General features: G+C 33.1%; 11 protein-coding genes, 2 tRNA genes and 2 pseudogenes. 10 read left to right on the top strand and 5 right to left on the bottom strand.

Annotated elements, in window-relative coordinates; all coding sequences use genetic code 11:
- Positions 1 to 60 precede the first annotated feature (60 nt).
- Positions 61 to 1,092 carry a LacI family DNA-binding transcriptional regulator gene (locus tag EAG11_RS15610; RefSeq protein ID WP_129539964.1) on the bottom strand — a complete coding sequence of 344 codons (1,032 nt, stop codon included), beginning with the start codon at positions 1,090 to 1,092 and terminating at the stop codon, positions 61 to 63.
- A gap of 236 nt (positions 1,093 to 1,328) precedes the next feature.
- Here EAG11_RS15610 and EAG11_RS22420 point away from each other — a divergent pair, with 236 nt between their 5' ends.
- The 5 genes and pseudogenes from EAG11_RS22420 to EAG11_RS15590 all read left to right on the top strand — a co-directional run bounded on the left by EAG11_RS22420 (position 1,329) and on the right by EAG11_RS15590 (position 10,024).
- Positions 1,329 to 2,969 carry a SusC/RagA family TonB-linked outer membrane protein gene (locus tag EAG11_RS22420; RefSeq protein WP_242499179.1) on the top strand — a complete coding sequence of 547 codons (1,641 nt, stop codon included), beginning with the start codon at positions 1,329 to 1,331 and terminating at the stop codon, positions 2,967 to 2,969.
- A 41-nt stretch (positions 2,970 to 3,010) separates the two neighbouring features.
- Positions 3,011 to 4,303: pseudogene (locus tag EAG11_RS22415) on the top strand (TonB-dependent receptor domain-containing protein); the annotation flags it as partial.
- Between the two features lie 36 nt (positions 4,304 to 4,339).
- Positions 4,340 to 5,947, top strand: coding sequence for a RagB/SusD family nutrient uptake outer membrane protein (locus tag EAG11_RS15600; protein WP_129539963.1), 1,608 nt, complete (start codon positions 4,340 to 4,342; stop codon positions 5,945 to 5,947).
- 20 nt (positions 5,948 to 5,967) lie between these two features.
- Positions 5,968 to 7,062 (top strand): SusE domain-containing protein, encoded by a 1,095-nt coding sequence (locus EAG11_RS15595; protein ID WP_129539962.1) that lies wholly within the window; start codon positions 5,968 to 5,970, stop codon positions 7,060 to 7,062.
- 79 nt (positions 7,063 to 7,141) lie between these two features.
- Positions 7,142 to 10,024, top strand: coding sequence for an alpha-amylase family glycosyl hydrolase (locus EAG11_RS15590; protein ID WP_129539961.1), 2,883 nt, complete (start codon positions 7,142 to 7,144; stop codon positions 10,022 to 10,024).
- 94 nt (positions 10,025 to 10,118) lie between these two features.
- Here the strand turns inward: EAG11_RS15590 and EAG11_RS15585 are convergent, their stop codons facing one another.
- The 4 genes from EAG11_RS15585 to EAG11_RS15570 form a co-directional block, all read right to left on the bottom strand.
- The gene (locus tag EAG11_RS15585) at positions 10,119 to 10,343 is read right to left on the bottom strand and encodes a DUF6814 family protein (protein ID WP_129539960.1); all 225 of its coding nucleotides are present in this window, start codon (positions 10,341 to 10,343) and stop codon (positions 10,119 to 10,121) included.
- 10 nt (positions 10,344 to 10,353) lie between these two features.
- Positions 10,354 to 11,853 carry an MFS transporter gene (locus EAG11_RS15580; RefSeq protein ID WP_129539959.1) on the bottom strand — a complete coding sequence of 500 codons (1,500 nt, stop codon included), beginning with the start codon at positions 11,851 to 11,853 and terminating at the stop codon, positions 10,354 to 10,356.
- 432 nt (positions 11,854 to 12,285) lie between these two features.
- A tRNA-Phe gene (locus EAG11_RS15575) sits at positions 12,286 to 12,358 on the bottom strand.
- 115 nt (positions 12,359 to 12,473) lie between these two features.
- Positions 12,474 to 12,546 (bottom strand) — tRNA-Phe (locus EAG11_RS15570).
- 99 nt (positions 12,547 to 12,645) lie between these two features.
- Between EAG11_RS15570 and EAG11_RS15565 the strand changes: the two genes are divergently transcribed.
- From EAG11_RS15565 to EAG11_RS15545, 5 genes and pseudogenes are all read left to right on the top strand, one after another.
- The gene (locus EAG11_RS15565; RefSeq protein WP_129539958.1) at positions 12,646 to 13,380 is read left to right on the top strand and encodes a type III pantothenate kinase; all 735 of its coding nucleotides are present in this window, start codon (positions 12,646 to 12,648) and stop codon (positions 13,378 to 13,380) included.
- Positions 13,373 to 14,626, top strand: coding sequence for an autotransporter outer membrane beta-barrel domain-containing protein (locus tag EAG11_RS15560; RefSeq protein ID WP_129539957.1), 1,254 nt, complete (start codon positions 13,373 to 13,375; stop codon positions 14,624 to 14,626). The genes EAG11_RS15565 and EAG11_RS15560 overlap by 8 nt, the downstream gene beginning before the upstream one ends.
- A gap of 48 nt (positions 14,627 to 14,674) precedes the next feature.
- Positions 14,675 to 15,229 carry an LPS export ABC transporter periplasmic protein LptC gene (gene lptC, locus EAG11_RS15555; protein WP_129539956.1) on the top strand — a complete coding sequence of 185 codons (555 nt, stop codon included), beginning with the start codon at positions 14,675 to 14,677 and terminating at the stop codon, positions 15,227 to 15,229.
- A gap of 11 nt (positions 15,230 to 15,240) precedes the next feature.
- Positions 15,241 to 15,432 (top strand): hypothetical protein, encoded by a 192-nt coding sequence (locus EAG11_RS15550; protein ID WP_129539955.1) that lies wholly within the window; start codon positions 15,241 to 15,243, stop codon positions 15,430 to 15,432.
- A gap of 5 nt (positions 15,433 to 15,437) precedes the next feature.
- A pseudogene (locus EAG11_RS15545) lies at positions 15,438 to 16,695 on the top strand (hemolysin family protein).
- Positions 16,696 to 16,727 lie beyond the last annotated feature (32 nt).

Below are 16,727 nucleotides of genomic sequence, written 5' to 3'. Positions count from 1 at the left end.
AGCAAATAAAAAACCCATTAAAATTAATAATGGGCTCTTTTATTTAGGATTGTAAGAATATTAATCTGTAGATTCTCTTTCTATAAGATGAGTTTCAATGACTTCAGTTTTGTAGTTCTCCTCTTCCTCTTCTCCTTCTTCGGTTTCTGATTCTAGACGATCTATTAGCATTTTTGCAGCTTTATTCCCCATTTTGTTGCCACTTTGGCTTACTGTTGTAATAGTTGGAGTTGAATATTTGGAGATGATTCCGTCTGTAAATGCAATCACAGCTAAATCTTCGGGAACTCGAAGCCCCATTTTACTAGCGGTTTTTATTATAGTAACGGCAAAAAGTTCATTAACTGCAAAGACAGCATCTATTGCTCGGTCTTCTAATAATTGACTAATAATTATTTCGCAAGTATCTACATCTTCGATCTTTATGATAAGGTCTTCGTTAAAAGGAATGTCGTTATCTAGTAGCGCTTTAGTATATCCGTCTGTTCTTAGTTTCCCAACGCTAACATAATCTACAGTAGTAACTAAGGCTATTTTTTTGCGGCCTTTATCGATTAAACTCTGTACTGCTCCATAAGCTGCTGATTTGTCATCGATGATCACTTTGTCGCATAAAATGTCATTGGTAACTCGGTCAAACATAACAACTGGCATTCCTTGATTGATGACCTCGGTTATATGGTGAAAATCTCCTTTAAATTGGGTTTCTTTAGATAAAGACATGATAAAGCCATCGATACTTCCGTTGGCTAGCATTTCCATATTAAGTACTTCTTTATCAAATGAATCATCAGATAAGCATATGATAACACTATAGCCATTTTCGTTGGCTACTTGTTCTACTCCATTAATAACGGTCGAGAAAAAATGATGCACAATTTCGGGAATAATAATACCAATTGTTTTGGTTTTACGATTCTTTAAACTGAGCGCTATATTGTTAGGTTTGTAATTGTAGAATTTGGCAAAAGCCTGAACTTTTAATCGGGTATCTTCTCCGATTTCCAGGCTGTTTCGTAGTGATTTTGATACGGTAGAAATTGATACGTCAAGCTCCTTAGCAATCTGTTTAAGAGTTATTTTGCGTTTCATACTGTTGATATGGAAAAAATTGTTTTGATAATAAAGGTATGATTTATTTTTAAAAATCACAGTATTCTGCCTAAAAACTTATATTATATAGAAAGTTTTCAACACTATCACGTTTTCGTAAACCATTAAAAATTGGTATGTGTCGGGCACGTTAATAAATCCTTAATTTTGAGATTCGAAGTAAAAATAAAAGTTAATAAATAAACCAAAACTCAATTTTAATTTAAACAAAAAGTATGAAAGCAATTTATAAAAAGTTGTTATTTTTATTCTTACTCCTTCCGTTTAGTGTGTTTGCTCAGAGCACATTAGAGGGTGTTGTTTTAGACAAAGCAACAGGGCAACCAATTCCCGGGGTAAACGTAAATGTACAAGGTGGTACCAATGGTACTTCGACAGATTTTGATGGGAAATTTAAGCTAACTAATTTGAAGAGTGGTGATAAAATTACCGCTTCCTTCATAGGATATGTTAGTTCTACTATCAGTTTTAATGGACAAAAAACAGTGAGTATTTCTTTAGATGAAGATGCAAATCAGCTTAAGGAAGTTGTAGTACAAGTAGGTTATGGTACTGTTAAGAAAAAAGATGCTACAGGATCTGTATCGCAAATTTCTGCAAAAGAATTTAATAAAGGAATTAACGTAACTCCAGAGAGTTTAATTAGTGGTCGTATTTCGGGTGTTAACGTTACAGGAGGTGGTGCTCCAGGAGCTAAAGCGGATATTAGAATTCGTGGAGGATCTTCTTTAACAGCTTCTAATGAGCCTCTGATAGTTTTAGATGGTCTTCCTTTAAGTAATGCCGTTCCTAATGGGGCAACTAGTATTTTATCTACAATAGATCCTAACGATATTGAATCTTTTACTGTATTGAAAGATGCTTCTGCAGCTGCAATTTATGGTTCTAGAGCAGCAAATGGTGTAATTGTTATTACTACTAAAAAAGGTACTAAAGGCGGAGTGAAAGTTAATTTTAGCTCTCAGGTAGGTGTTAATACTGTAGCAAATACAGTTGATGTAATGAATGCAGATCAATTTAGAACTTTGGTAAATGCTAAAGGTACTCCTGCGCAAAAAGCATTATTGGGAACTGCGAATACAAATTGGCAAGATGAAATTTTTCATACTGCTTTAACGGCTAATAATAATATATCTGCAAGTGGTTCATTATTTAATAAATTACCAGTAAGATTATCTGTTGGTAATGTTAATAATCCTGGGATCTTAAGGAATACTTCTTTTGAAAGAACTACGACATCGATATCGTTAAATCCAGTTTTATTCGACAATCATTTAAAAATTGATATCAATGGAAACTTATCTTTTGGTAAAAATAGATTTCAAGACGAAGGAGCAGTTATTGGTGGAGCAATTAGTTTTGATCCTACACAATCAGTTTATCAGGCAGGTTCTCGTTATGGAGGCTATTTCGAATGGTTAGGGCCTAATGAGAATTTGCCATTATTGCCAGCAAGAAATCCTGTTGCTAGATTAAATCAAGAAGAGAAGAGAGCTACTTCTACTAGAAAATGGGGAAATATTAGACTAGACTATAAATTTCATTTCCTTGAAGATTTGAAAGCTATCGTAGAAGCTGGTATTGATAGATTCGATAGTAATGGTTATAATGAACAAAGTACACAAAGTGTCTTAGGTTATCAACCAGAAGCTTTTAGTTCTGGAAAGTGGGTAAATTATGGAAATTATAATAGCTATACTGAGTCTCTTCAAAATAAAAACTTAAACGCCTATTTTAATTATACTAAGAATTTAGGAAAGTTTAAACTTGATGCAACTGCAGGGTATAACTACCAAATGTTTCAAAAGAAAAATACGAATCAGGAGAGACTAGACAGCCAAATCCTAAAGTCTTAACTGTACTTGATCCAGATGTTAATTTACAATCCTATTTTGGTCGTTTCATTTTAAATTATGATAGCCGTTATTTAATAACATTAAATTATAGAAGAGATGGAACTTCTCGTTTTTCTAAAGAAAACAGATGGGGGAATTTTGGAGGAGCTGCTTTGGCATGGAATGTTACAGAAGAAGATTTCTTGAAAGAAAATGAAACTATTTCAAGTTTAAAATTAAGATTTGGATACGGTACAACTGGTCAACAGGATATCTCAGCTCAATATGATTATTTACGAAGAGTAACACTTGGAACTATTAATTCTCAATATCTTTTTGGAAATACTGTTTACAAAACAGCAAGACCTGAAGGGTATAATCCAGATATTAAATGGGAAGAGTTAACGGAGATGAATTTAGGTGTTGACTACGGTTTCTTTAATGATAAAATTACAGGGTCAATTAACTATTTCGATAAAAAATCAAGTGATTTATTGGCAGAAGTTTTGGTTCCAGATGGGGCGAATATAAGAAACTCAGGAATATATAATGTTGGTAGTGTTAGAACTAAAGGGATTGAGTTTAATATTCAATCAGACATTATTAAAAATGATAACCTAACGTGGAATGTTGCTTTTAATACAACTTATTTAGATCAAAAAATCAGTGATTTAGGCACGACTGTTTCAGGATTTCAAGGGTACCTATCAGGAGATAATATTGCAGGAGGAGGAGGTAACAAAATCCAAATTAATTCAGTAGGATTTGCACCAAATTCATTTTTAGTATTTGAGCAATTATACGATGCTAATAAAAGACCAATTGCTGGGGCATATGTAGATAGAAATGGTGATGGAAAAATAGATGATGGAGATCGTTATAGATATAAAAAACCAACAGCAGATTATACTTTTGGACTTTTCACTACTTTGAATTACAAAAAGTTTGACTTTACAATGAACTGGAGAGCAAGTTTAGGAAACTACATTTTTGACAATGTGAGTTCTAATTTAGGATTTTCTGATGCAGGTTTAAGAAGACAAACAGATTTGTCTAATGTAAGTACAGATTATTTTAATACAGGATTTACATATGAAGATAATGGGACAAGACGTTATTTGTCTGATTACTTTGTAAAAGATGCATCTTTTATAAAACTGGATAATGTTACTGTTGGATATACTTTTGATAAATCAATATTAAAAGCAGCTTCTTTAAGATTTACATTAGGAGTTCAGAATGTTTTTGTTCTTACAAAATATGATGGTCTAGATCCTGAAAAATTTAATGGAATCGATAATAACGTTTATCCAAGAGCCAGAACTTTCTTGTTTGGGGTAAATGCGAATTTCTAAAATTATACTGAAAAATAAAATTTTAAAATAAACAAAATGAAAATATCATTTAAACATATATCTTATTTTTTCCTATTCATTTTAGGAGTAAATATGGCACTGGTTTCGTGTACGAGTGATCTGGATGTTAAGCCACGTGATAAAAATGAATTTTTATCTGAGGATTTCTTTAAAGATCCAACTTCCTACAAACAAGTATTGGCTAAATTATACGCAGGTCTATATGTAGGAGGTAATGACGGAGATGGTAAACCAGATATTGCTGGACTTGGTGGAGATTTTAGTAGCTACCTAAGGTTGCTTTTTGTAACTCAGGAACTTCCAACTGACGAAGCTATTATTGCTTGGGCAGATGGAGATTTACCAACATTGAATACTCAGAATTGGTCACCTGCTAACGAATTTTTATCAGGAATATTTTCAAGAGCATTCTATGAAATTAGTGTTGCAAATGAGTTTTTGAGACAAACTACAGATGATAAATTAACTGCTAGAGGTGTTGATGCTAATTTGAAAGCTGAAATTGTTGCCTTTAGAGCAGAAGCTCGTTTCTTAAGAGCTTTTTCATACTATAATTTAATGGACTTGTTTGGTAATGTACCAATCACGACTGAAGCAGATCCAGTTGGATTATTTTATCCAGTACAAAAAACTAGAGCAGAAGTTTTCGCTTTTGTTGAATCTGAGTTAAAAGATATGGATAAGACTTTAGTTGATTCTAAAGCTAATGAATATGGGAGAATAGATAAGACAGCTGCTAAATTTTTATTGGCACAAATTTATTTGAATTCTAAAGTGTATACAGGAGTAGATAGAAATAATGAAGCAGCAGTATTGTGTAATGAGATTATTAATGGCTCAGCATATACATTTGCGGATGTTCCGTACCGTTATTTGTTCTCAGCAAATAATGACAGAAATGGTGCTGAAAGGGAGTTTATTTTTCCAATTATTGGAGACGGTAACGCTATTAGAGCTACTGGAGGAGGAATGAGTTTTATTATTCATGCTTCTATTGGAGGTAGTATGGTAGCCGCTGATCAAGGAATGGACGGTGGATGGGAAGGAACCAGAGCCCGTAGAGAGTTTGTTAAGCTTTTTCCTGATGTAAATGCTACAGCAGATGAAAGAGGAACATTTTATACAGATGGTCAATCATTAGATATTAGTAATGTAGGAGTTTTTACTGATGGTTATGCCGTTACTAAATTTATTAATGTTAATTCTGATGGTACAAAAGCTCAAAGACCTGATATTCCAGATACAGATTTTCCTATGTTTAGATTGTCAGATGTTTATTTAATGTATGCGGAAGCTACTGTTAGAGGAGCATCTTCAGGGGACATGGTAAAAGCTTTAGATTATGTAAATAAAATTAGAAAGAGAGCAAACGCAAAAGCTATTTCAAATGCTGAGTTAACTCTTGATTTTCTTTTGGATGAAAGAGGAAGAGAGTTGTTTTGGGAATGTCATAGAAGAACTGATTTAATTCGTTTTGGAAAATTTACAGGTGGATCTAAAACTTGGCAATGGAAAGGTGGAACCGAAAATGGTAGTTCAACTGAGTCTTATAGAGATTTAATGCCTATTCCTGCAAGGAATATTCAAGCAAACCCAACATTGAAGCAAAATTTAGGATACTAACACCTTTATAAAACAGTAAAATGAAAAATATATATAAAATTTTAATCGCATTTATTGGTGTATTGGCGGTGTCGTGTAATGCTGATGCTGTAGATAACAGACCAATTGTAGAAGCTGTTACTACACCTGAAATCACTGGTCCTGCAACAGGAAAAGAGTTTGTCTTGGATGCTGATGAAGCTGCAAGTGATGCTGGAAAATTTACTTGGACCGCAGCGGAATATTCGACTACCGTAGTGGTAAGGTACACTTTGTTAATTGATAAAAAAGGTGGTGATTTTAAAGAAGCTAAAACGATTGCAACTACAAACAATATCACAGAAGCTTCAGTGCTTGTTAAGGATTTGAATCAAGCTGTTATTGATCTTGGAGCGCAAACAGAAGTTGCTTCAATGTTTGATGTAAAGATTGCATCTAGTGTTTCAGGAGGGGTTCCTCAAATATCTAAAACATTAATTACGATTAGTGTGACTCCTTATGCAGGAAGAGTGGTTTATAATTTTACAGATTGGTATTTAGTGGGTGATGCAACTGTTTCAGGTTGGGATAATAACAAAGGAAATCAAATTCTATTCAGAAGCGGAACAAACTCTAATGAATATACTTTTACAGGATTTTTTAAAGCAGGTGCATTTAAGACTATTAGTAGTTTAGGTAGTTGGGCTCCAATGTATGGTGGATCAGATGGGGCTTTAGCTTACAGAGGTAAAGATTCAGATCCAGATCCAGCTAGTTTTGTGATTCCAGTTTCAGGTTATTATACCTTTAAAATGGATGTGCAAAAGTTAACCTATGAGTTGGTTGCTTATAATGCTTCTGCTGCTAAGATTTATGATACAGTTGGTATTATTGGAGATAGTACACCAGGTAGTTGGGATTCATCTACACCAATGGTGAAATCTACTTTTAACGGACATATTTGGAGTTTAGGTGTAACTGTATTGAATGATGGTGGACTTAAATTTAGAGCAAATGATAGCTGGGATGTCTCTTGGGGAGGAAAAACTCCTTTCTCTGGAGGAGGAACTGGGGATAACATACCAGTTGCTAAATCTAAATATGTTATTTATTTTAATGATTTAGATGGAAGCTATTTAATGATTCCAAATCAATAGTAATTTTTTATTGAAATTAATGAGGGCTATCTACGGATAGCCCTTTTTTATAAAATTAACCAACCAAACCAACTACATTATGAAAAGAACTATACAATTATTTTTGATTTTATTTTTTGTTGCTGTAGTCAATGCACAACAAATAACAGTATCGCCTGCAGTGTTTCAGGTGAATGAGTCAATAACTATTACGGCTTCATTTGTCTCACCAACTTGTAATGAAATGGGGACGAATCCTGCTAAAGTATATATGCATTCAGGAATTGGTTCAGAAGCAAATCCATGGGCAACAGCAAAAGGGAATTGGGGTGCCGATGACGGTGTTGGTTTAATGACTAAAAACCCAAATGGCACATGGAGCATTAGTATTACACCAAGCGTATATTTCGGATTAACAAGTTTGCAACAATCAGAAGCGGCTAAAATGGGAATTGTATTTAGAAATGCTGCGGGTTCTCAAACATTAAAACTTGCTCCATCTTGTTCTGATTTTTTTCTCAATGTAGGAGTTTTTCAGGCAAGTCTGGCTTCTCCTGTAGAAAACAGCAATACTATTATTGCTAGCGGAGGAAGCTTGAATATTAGCGCAACAAATACAAATGGTTTAGCAAGTTATAATCTGAAATCAAATGGAGTGGTGATTAATTCGAACGCTAGTACTTCGAGTTATGTCTTTAATCATGTAAATATTATAGGAAATCAGAGTTATGAATTAAGCATAACCCAAAGCGGAACAACTATTGTTAAAAAATTTACGGCAATAGTTAATCCTGGAGCTGTATCGGCAGCGATGCCAGCGGGATTAGTAGATGGGATAAATTATAATGCTACTGACGTTACAAAAGCAACACTAGTTCTAGATGCTCCGTTAAAAGATTTTGTGTATGTGGCAGGAAGTTTTAATAATTGGACACCTACTAGTTCTTATGCTATGAAAAAAGACCCAACTTCGGGTAAGTTCTGGCTAGAGATAACAGGATTAGTTTCGGGAGAAAATAATACGTATCAATATTGGGTTGTTGCTAATTCGCCAATTGCCAATTCACCATCTTTAGTAAAAACTGCTGATCCTTATTCTACTTTGGTTTTATCTCCTTTTGATGACCCAGGAATTCCATCTACAACTTATCCTAATATGCCTGTTTATCCAGTAGGGCAAGAGCGTGAAGTTACTGTTTTAAAAACAGGGCAAGTATCGTATCCTTGGAAAGTAGCAAATTTCGTTAAACCCGAAAAAGAGAAATTAGTAGTTTATGAAGTTTTAGTGCGTGATTTTGATGCAGCCAGAAATTATCAAAGTTTAATAGATAAGATAGATTATTTTAAAAACTTAAAAGTAAATGCTATCGAACTAATGCCTGTTATGGAATTTGAAGGCAATGAAAGCTGGGGGTATAATACTTCCTTTCATATGGCTTTAGATAAGTTTTATGGAACTTCGGATAAGCTTAAAGAATTTATTGATTTATGTCATCAAAACGGAATTGCGGTTATTTTAGATGTAGCTTTAAATCATGTTTTTGGTCGAAATCCAATGGTAAGAATGTGGATGAATGATCCAGATAAGGATGGCTGGGGTTCGCCATCGGCAGATAATCCTTATTTTAATACTGTAGCAAAACATAGTTATAGTGTTGGGGAAGATTTTAATCATCAAAAGGCTTTAACTCAGAATTATGTAAAAAGAGTAATTAAGCATTGGATTGAGGAATATAAAATTGATGGATTTCGTTGGGATTTAACCAAAGGATTTACACAAAATTGTACCGCAGGCGATGAAGCGTGTACAAATAGGTTACAACAAGATAGAGTAGATGTGCTAAAATTATATGCTGATTATTCTTGGGGATTTGATCCTACACATTATACAATTTTTGAACATTTGGGAAGTGATGCTGAAGAAAAAGAATGGGCAAATTATAGAATTACCGATCCTATAAGTAAAGGCGTTATGATGTGGGGTAAAATGATGCAAGCATACAATCAATTATCAATGGGGTATGATTCAGATAGCAATATTTCTAGGATGACAAGCAGTAGTCGTGGGTTTACAGCAAATCGATTAATGGGTTATGCTGAGAGTCATGATGAAGAACGATTGATGTATAAAAACATTCAATATGGTAATAGTAACAATGTAAATCATAATGTAAAGAATTTAAATGTAGCATTGTCTAGGATGTCAGCTATTGGGGCGGTGTCTTTATTGATTCCTGGTCCTAAAATGATATGGCATTTTGGTGATTTGGGTTGGGACGCTTCTATTTTTGCATGTAAAAACGGTGTTGTAAATGATGAGTCGGGAACAATTTCTGGAGATTGTAAGTTAGATACTAAACAGCAACCGCAATGGACAGGAGATTGGTTAAGGAATTCTGGTAGAAGTAAAATATATAATGATTGGGCAAAAATGATTACTATGAAAACCACTGAGCCTGTTTTTTCAGGAACAGCTACAGTATCGAATATAAATTCATTGTCTCCAAATATAAAAATCACAAACAGTACTTTGCCAGCAACCGAGTTAAGAGATGTGTTGATTCTGGCAAATTTTGATGTTACAGATAAAGCTGTAGCAACGGGTTTTCCATATGCAGGTGTTTGGTATAATTTAATGGATAATACATCGATTAATATTACCAATGTAGTCGCGACAATAATAATTCCAGCTGGAGAATTTCGAATTTACGGAAATAAGAGAGCGTTGTTGGCTATAGAAGATTTCGAAAAACCAAACGGGATTACTTTATATCCAAATCCAGTAACTGATTATTTTACTTTGAATGCATTGGTTTCAAAAGTAGCCATTTATTCATTGTCTGGACAATTGGTAAAGAGTTTTACAGGTAACGGAAATTTGAGTTCAGAATACTCTGTTAGTGAACTAAACTCAGGTTTGTATTTCGTAAAAGCAACAGATGAAAATAATAATACAGAAGTATTGAAGTTCTTGAAAAAATAAATTATTGGTTAGTTAGTGTGAAAAGCTGTCTGTTGTTATAACAGGCAGTTTTTTTTTGTTTTAATTCAAATAGATGAAATAGAAAAAGAAAGGTTTATTTTCTTTTGTCGTATTCTCCTACCAACGAAAAATACCCAAATGCTCCTAGTCCTAAAACAATTAGCGGAGTGAGAATAAACAGAATTATAATTCCAAAGACGATATCTTCTTGTTTGTCTGATACAAGTTTAGGTAATCCAAATTCGAAAATGCAAAAGTAAGCTGCAGCGATAGATAATATTATCCATAGTATTCCCAATATTCGTTTTAGTAAGTTCATCGTTGAAGGATTATATGTGAGTGTTTTTGCTTTTATTGTCAATGTAGATCATTCCGATAACAAAGCATATCGTAGATATAATGATTGGGTACCAGAGTCCATCAAGGTAAAAATCAGCTTTGCCAACTTCTTTAGAATGGGTTACAAAATAAGTTGATATCGCAGGAAGTAACCCCCCGAAGATTCCATTTCCAACGTGATAGGGTAATGACATGGATGTATATCTGATTTTTGCCGGAAACATTTCAACTAAAAATGCTGCTATAGGGCCGTAAACCATTGTGACAAATAAAACTTGAATAAAAACTAGAAAAATCAAAGTCCATTTATCATTAAAGTTAATGGTAATTGATGTTTGTAATTCTGAATCAGGTTTCCCAGTTTTAGTATGATTTATTTGTTTTTTAGTGGCAAAGGTGCCGTCAGAATACTCGTTATTAGTAATAACGTAATATTCTTTTTTGTCATTATTTTTTGATTCAGTTTTATATGTTTTAGAAATGCTTTTATTGTTAAGATTTACAGTTTCATACATTTGTTTGTAAATCGGTCTGTAGAGCAAGATGGCAAGTAACATGCCACCCATCATAATATATTTTCTTCCAATTTTATCACTTAGCCACCCAAAAAAGATAAAAAATGGTGTTCCAAGCAATAATGCAATACCGAGTAAGCCATCTACTTGAGAAGATTCGATATTCATTACTGTTTTCATAAAACTCATGGCGTAAAATTGTCCCGTGTACCAAACTACACCTTGACCCATTGTTGCGCCAAATAAAGCAAGTAAAACAAATTTTAGATTATATCTATTTCCGAAGCTTTCTTTTAGAGGGTTTGTACTTATGCTTCCTTCTTTTTTTGCTTTAGCAAAAACAGGAGACTCGTCCATGTTTTTTCGAATTAAGTAAGAAACACCGACCATTACAATAGATACCCAAAAAGGAACACGCCAGCCCCAAGAATCAAATGATTCTGCTGAAAGAGAATTTTTTGTAATTAATATGACCATTAAAGAAATAAAAAGGCCAATCGTTGCGGTAGTTTGAATCCATGATGTCCAATAGCCACGTTGGCCTACAGGGGCATGTTCAGCTACATAAGTTGCGGCGCCTCCGTATTCTCCACCAAGAGCTAGACCTTGTAGTAAGCGTAAAATCAAGACTAATATGGGAGCGAAGTAACCAATTGTTTCATAGCTCGGAATACATCCTATTAAAAAAGTAGAGCATCCCATTAATAACAAGGTTGCCATAAAGGTATATTTTCTTCCAATTAAATCCCCGAGGCGTCCAAAGAATAAAGCTCCAAATGGCCTAACAACAAATCCTGCCGCAAAAGTGGCTAAAGTAGCTAAGAAAGATGCTGTCGGATTGTCTAATGGGAAAAATTTAGTAGAGATTACCACAGCTAAACTTCCAAAAATATAAAAATCGTACCACTCGATCATTGTTCCCATGGAGGAGGCTGAAATAACTTTCCAGATTCCTTTTGTAGATGTATTACTCATGTATCCGTATTCTATTGATGTATTGTGTAAAAATCAATATGATTATTATTTTACTAAAATAGAATATAAAAATCGTATTATTTTATATTTTTTTAACAAAAACAAATTGATTTATTATTTCCTGTTTTTTTGTGAGTAATATTAGGAGGTAGAAAGTGAAAGCCGCCTTTTTTAGGGATGGAGCTTAAATGATAGCTTAACTGACTAAGTAAAATGCATAAAGTAGTTTGGAAATCAAGGTGTCGATTGTATTGGTTTTCTTAAAAGCTTACTTATTTATCGTAAACATTGGTAAAACTTGTCTTTCTGAAGAAAGAAGAAGTATGCAAAGGAACTCGTCAATCTTGTGAATAGAGAAAAACCAAAATCGTTGTAAGAAAACAATAAGCTAGGGGATAAAAACAGAAAACCCACTCGTTTGAGTGGGTTTTGTGGTACCTCCAGGGATCGAACCAGGGACACATGGATTTTCAGTCCATTGCTCTACCATCTGAGCTAAGGTACCGTGCTTATTGCGGGTGCAAATATAGAATGTTTTTTAGATTATCCAAGGTAAATTTAAAGAAAGAATTCTATTTATCAAGAAAAAACAAAAAACCCACTCGTTTGAGTGGGTTTTGTGGTACCTCCAGGGATCGAACCAGGGACACATGGATTTTCAGTCCATTGCTCTACCATCTGAGCTAAGGTACCGTGCTTGACGCGGGTGCAAATATAGAATGTTTTTTAGTTTCTCCAAAACAATTTTAGAAAAAAATCAATTCGTATCTTCGCATCAGTAAATAAGTAACTATGGTTTTAACAATCGATGTTGGTAACACACGTATTAAAGGTGCTGTTTTTGAGAATAATACTGTTTTGGAATTTTTTGTTTTTGATAAGAATGAACTTGAAATAAAAATTAAAAAAATTTTAAAAAACTATGAAAAAGTAACAAGTTTGGTTGTTGCATCAGTTGGAAATGTAGAAAAAGAATTGTTTTTGAGTTTTAATAATAATGTAAGTGTTTGTTTTTTGACAAATGAAGATCGATTTCCGTTTAAGAATAAGTATGCTACACCAAAAACATTAGGAATAGATAGAATGGTACTTGCTAGTGGAGCTACATTGCAATATCCGAATCAAAATAGATTAATTATTGATGCTGGAACTTGCATTACTTATGATTTTGTAGATGAAAATGATAATTATTTAGGGGGAGCTATATCTCCAGGGTTGCGATTAAGATATGAAGCACTGCATAATTATACAGCAAAACTTCCGTTATTAACATTTAAAGAGCCTCAATCTTATATTGGTAATTCAACTCCCGAATCAATGCATTCAGGGGTTGTCAATGGATTCGTCTATGAAATAGATGGTTTTATCGATCAATACAAAGCAGACCGCCAAAATTTTATAATAATTTTAACGGGTGGGGATGCACTTTTTTTGGCTAAACGATTAAAAAATACCATATTTGCCAATTCAAATTTCTTATTAGAAAGTTTGAACCAAACATTTCAATATAAAATCAACAATGATTAAAAAAATTATAATAAGCGCTTGCTTACTTTTGTCATTCGTTTCTTTTGCTCAGCAAGGAACGTCTTCTCCTTATTCTTTTTACGGAATTGGTGATGTAAGGTTTAAAGGAACTGTCGAAACTCGTTCAATGGCGGGTGTTGCAATAGAGCAAGATAGTATTCATATTAATATTGAAAACCCTGCTAGTTATGCAAATTTAAAGCTTACAACTTTCTCAGTAGGAGGTACATTTAGTTCGGCTACATTAAAAACAGATAGCCAATCGGCAAAAGCGCAAAGAACAACTTTAGATTATATTGCTGTAGGTTTGCCTTTGGGGAAAAAGTTTGGAGTAGGTTTTGGATTGATTCCTTATTCATCTGTAGGGTATCAAATTGAATCTCTTTCGATAAATACAGGAGGTAATAATAAAAGATTTGATGGTTCAGGCGGATTAAATAAAGTTTATCTTGGGATTGGATACAAAATCAAACCTAATTTTAGTATTGGAGCAGATGTTCAATATGATTTTGGTAAAATTGAAACGACTGGTTATGAGTTTGTTCCCGATGTGCCAGTTGGAACAAGAGAGTTAAATACTAATTATTTATCTGGAATTAATTTTAATTTTGGAGCAATGTATCAGTATAAGATAAATAAAAAATTATCTTTCTTTAGTAGTGCAACATATACGGTTCAGGGTAAATTGAATTCTGAAAACACAAGAAATATATCTACAGGAATGCTTGGTTCAGGGCTTTATTTTAGTGTTATAGATCTTGGAGAAGATGTAAAAAGTGACCTTGATGTAAAAATGCCATTCAAACTTGCATTAAGTGCAGGTGTTGGAGAATCTAAAAAATGGTTAATTGGAGGAAAGTTTTCGTATCAAAATGCGGTTAATCAGTCAATTATATATAATAATGCTTCAAACGTAGGATATGGAAAAGCAGCAAGTGCAAGTATAGGAGGGTATTATATTCCTAATTATAGTTCTTTTTCAGGATATTTTAATAGAGTTACTTATAGAGCTGGTATTAAATATGAAAAAACTGCTTTAATAATTAATTCAGAGCGTATAAATGATATTGGTTTTACACTTGGTGCAGGACTTCCAATTCCTGGATCATTTTCAAAAGTCAATTTAGGAATGGAGTTTGGAAAAAGAGGAACAACATCGGCTGGCTTAATTCAAGAGAATTATGTTAATATTAGTCTAGGTTTTTCATTAAACGATAAATGGTTCGAAAGAAGTAAGTTTAATTAATTTCCCGATTGTAAACTCTATTTTAGAGTTTAATACCTTATTTAACGAATGAATTTACTGAAAAAATATAGTGTAATTCTTGGACTCGTAATTTTTATTGCGATGTTTTTTCTAGGATGTGAAAGTAATTTTAAAGATGTACAAAGAAGTAATTTCATAGAGTTTGTTCCTGCCAGTGATGCTGATAATGTTAATATAAAGTATACTGATTCAGGCCTTATTTCGGGAATTTTAATAAGTCCTAAAATGTTGGATTATTCCAATGTTAGTTTTCCTTTTACCGATTTTCCAAAAGGCATAGATGTTACTTTGTATGATAAAAAGCGTAAGCGCACCTATGTAGTAGCTAATTATGCTATTTCTTATAAGCAAACGTCTGTTATAGATTTACAAGGAAAGGTGAAAATTACTACAGATGATGGGCAGATGTTAGAAACGGAACAATTGTATTTTGATCAAAAAAACGAATGGTTTTATACCGAAAGAAAGTTTAAATTTACAGATGCAAAAGGAGTTTCGTATGGGCAAGGACTTGATTTTAGTAAAGATTTTAAAATGATAAACTCTCAACGAATAACTGGAGAGATAGAAACTGAAGAATAAAAATAATAATTATGGGTTACTTAAAATATACACAATACGCTTATCTGATAGTTGCAATTCTTTTTATTTATGAAGCAATAATGAAAATGAGCGCTGGTGAACCGACTCCTTGGTTGAGCTTTTTAATTGCAGGAGTGGGGATTTTTATGTTCTTCTTTAGAAGGAAATTTGCGAACAAAATGGAAAATCGTAATAAAAAATAACCAAAATGGAGATTAGTATTATAATACTATGTTTAATACTATCGGCCTTTTTTTCGGGTATGGAAATTGCTTTCATATCCTCGAATAAGATATATCTAGAGATCGAGAAGAAACAAGAAAACTTCTTGTCTAGAATCCTTACTAAGCTTACTCAAAAACCGTCGAAATTTATAGCTGCTATGCTTATTGGAAACAATATTGCTATAGTTGTTTATAGTTTTTTATGGGTGATTTGCTTTTAGGTGCACTTGTTAAGTTTGGCTATCATTTTTCGGATGTTGCCAGTTTACTTATTCAAACTTTGATTTCTACTTTTTTTATTTTAATCACTGCAGAGTTTTTTCCGAAGGTGTTTTTTCAAATTTATGCGAATTCTTTAATTAAGTTTTTTGCACTTCCGGCGTATTTTTTTATTGGCTTTTTTATTATATCTCTACTTTTTTTATCTGGATTTCGGATTTTATTTTAAGAAGATTTTTTAAGACCGAGGGAGATCAGGTACAGTTTTTTTTTAGTAAAGCAGAGCTTGGAAATTATATTTCTGAGCAAATGAGTACAGTAGAAGATGATGAAGAAGTTGATTCGGAGATACAGATATTTCAGAATGCATTAGAATTTTCGGGAGTAAAAGCAAGGGATATAATGACTCCTCGGACCGAAATTGATGCTGTAGAACTTTTTGATACTGTAGATGAACTTAAAGCTTTATTTGTAGAAACAGGCTATTCAAAGATTCTTGTTTATCAAAACTCGTTGGATGATATTCTAGGTTATGTTCATTCGTTTGATTTGTTTAAAAAGCCAGATACGATAAAATCAGTATTGATTCCTGTTGAGTTTGTTCCAGAAACAGTTTATATAAAAGATGTTTTGAACTTGCTTACCAAGAAACGAAAAAGCGTAGCAGTAGTTTTAGACGAATACGGTGGTACTTCTGGAATTATAACTGTTGAAGATATTGTCGAGGAATTGTTTGGTGAGATAGAAGATGAGCATGATTCGGATGAGGAATTGATAGAAAAAGAATTGGGAGAAGGTAGGTATATTTTCTCGACTCGATTTGATGTTGAGTATTTAAATGAGGCTTATAAATTAGATATCCCAGAAAGTGATTCTTATGGTACTTTAGGTGGTTTTATTGTAGATCATACTAAAGAAATCCCTCAAATAGGAGAAGAAATCACTATAGGGAACTATCATTTTGTGATAGAAGAGGCAACAAATAAGAAAATAGAATTGGTAAAATTGACTATAAAAGAGTGATTTTTTTAGAAAAATAAAAATTCTTAGAAAAT

The organism is Flavobacterium sp. 140616W15 (genome assembly GCF_003668995.1).
In the GTDB taxonomy this organism is placed as follows: Bacteria; Bacteroidota; Bacteroidia; order Flavobacteriales; family Flavobacteriaceae; genus Flavobacterium.
This window is presented reverse-complemented; position numbering and strand designations above follow the sequence as displayed.

What these genes read in the sequence shown, in the direction of transcription:
- EAG11_RS15610 (WP_129539964.1), bottom strand. Translation starts at nt 1,092, where the DNA reads ATGAAACGCAAAATAACTCTTAAACAGATTGCTAAGGAGCTTGACGTA.
- EAG11_RS22420 (WP_242499179.1), top strand. Translation starts at nt 1,329, where the DNA reads ATGAAAGCAATTTATAAAAAGTTGTTATTTTTATTCTTACTCCTTCCG.
- EAG11_RS15600 (WP_129539963.1), top strand. Translation starts at nt 4,340, where the DNA reads ATGAAAATATCATTTAAACATATATCTTATTTTTTCCTATTCATTTTA.
- EAG11_RS15595 (WP_129539962.1), top strand. Translation starts at nt 5,968, where the DNA reads ATGAAAAATATATATAAAATTTTAATCGCATTTATTGGTGTATTGGCG.
- EAG11_RS15590 (WP_129539961.1), top strand. Translation starts at nt 7,142, where the DNA reads ATGAAAAGAACTATACAATTATTTTTGATTTTATTTTTTGTTGCTGTA.
- EAG11_RS15585 (WP_129539960.1), bottom strand. Translation starts at nt 10,343, where the DNA reads ATGAACTTACTAAAACGAATATTGGGAATACTATGGATAATATTATCT.
- EAG11_RS15580 (WP_129539959.1), bottom strand. Translation starts at nt 11,853, where the DNA reads ATGAGTAATACATCTACAAAAGGAATCTGGAAAGTTATTTCAGCCTCC.
- EAG11_RS15565 (WP_129539958.1), top strand. Translation starts at nt 12,646, where the DNA reads ATGGTTTTAACAATCGATGTTGGTAACACACGTATTAAAGGTGCTGTT.
- EAG11_RS15560 (WP_129539957.1), top strand. Translation starts at nt 13,373, where the DNA reads ATGATTAAAAAAATTATAATAAGCGCTTGCTTACTTTTGTCATTCGTT.
- lptC (WP_129539956.1), top strand. Translation starts at nt 14,675, where the DNA reads ATGAATTTACTGAAAAAATATAGTGTAATTCTTGGACTCGTAATTTTT.
- EAG11_RS15550 (WP_129539955.1), top strand. Translation starts at nt 15,241, where the DNA reads ATGGGTTACTTAAAATATACACAATACGCTTATCTGATAGTTGCAATT.